We start from the raw sequence: 832 nt of genomic DNA, 5'->3' as shown, positions 1-832 counted from the left end.
CGTGCCCTATCGTTCCCACATTAACATGCGGCTTTGTCCTTTCAAACTTAGCCTTTGCCATCTCTTACCTCCTTAGTTTCGTCCCTTTCAAACAAGCAGCCGAACCTTAAGTTTATCCTTTTTTATATGATTTATTATTTAATATCATTACCGAACCAAAACTGAAATAATAGCAGACAATTTCTTATTTGTCAAGTAAAATATTATATGCCCTTAATTTTCTTAATTACCTCATCAGCAACACTTTTTGGAAGTTCTTCATACGCGGCAAGCTGCATAGTGTAACTTGCCCTGCCCTGACTGTTGGATCTCAAATCAGTGGCATAGCCAAACATCTCTGAAAGGGGTACGTTAGCCTCAATGACTTGTGTTTTTCCCCTTTTATTTATCTGATGTATCTTTCCGCGCCTGGAATTTAAATCTCCGATAACATCCCCCATATAATCCTCAGGGGTAACAACTTCAACACTCATAATAGGCTCAAGCAGCACAGGCTTTGCACGGGCCACGGCCTCTTTTAGTGCCATTGAGCCGGCTATCTTAAAGGCCATTTCCGAGGAGTCAACCTCATGATAAGAACCATCGTACAAAACGGCTTTTACATCCACGATTGGATAGCCGGCAATCACACCGGTATTTGTAGCCTCTTTGATACCTGCCTCCACCGCTGAAATATACTCCCTGGGAATCGTGCCCCCTATTATCTTATTTTCAAATTCAAAACCAGTACCTCTTACCAGTGGCTCTATCTTTATCTTCACATGGCCGTACTGCCCTCTGCCACCGGTTTGCCTGATATATTTACCCTCGGCATCGGCATTGTCTTTTATAG

1 protein-coding gene is annotated in these 832 nt (G+C 42.5%); it reads right to left on the bottom strand.

The window, feature by feature from the left end:
• Window positions 1-203: 203 nt before the first annotated feature.
• Window positions 204-832: elongation factor G (gene fusA / locus H7844_16070; protein ID MEO5358793.1), on the bottom strand; the 629-nt coding region annotated here is incomplete at its 5' end.

Source organism: Nitrospirae bacterium YQR-1, assembly GCA_039908095.1.
Taxonomy (GTDB): domain Bacteria; phylum Nitrospirota; class Thermodesulfovibrionia; order Thermodesulfovibrionales; family Magnetobacteriaceae; genus Magnetomonas.
This window is presented reverse-complemented; position numbering and strand designations above follow the sequence as displayed.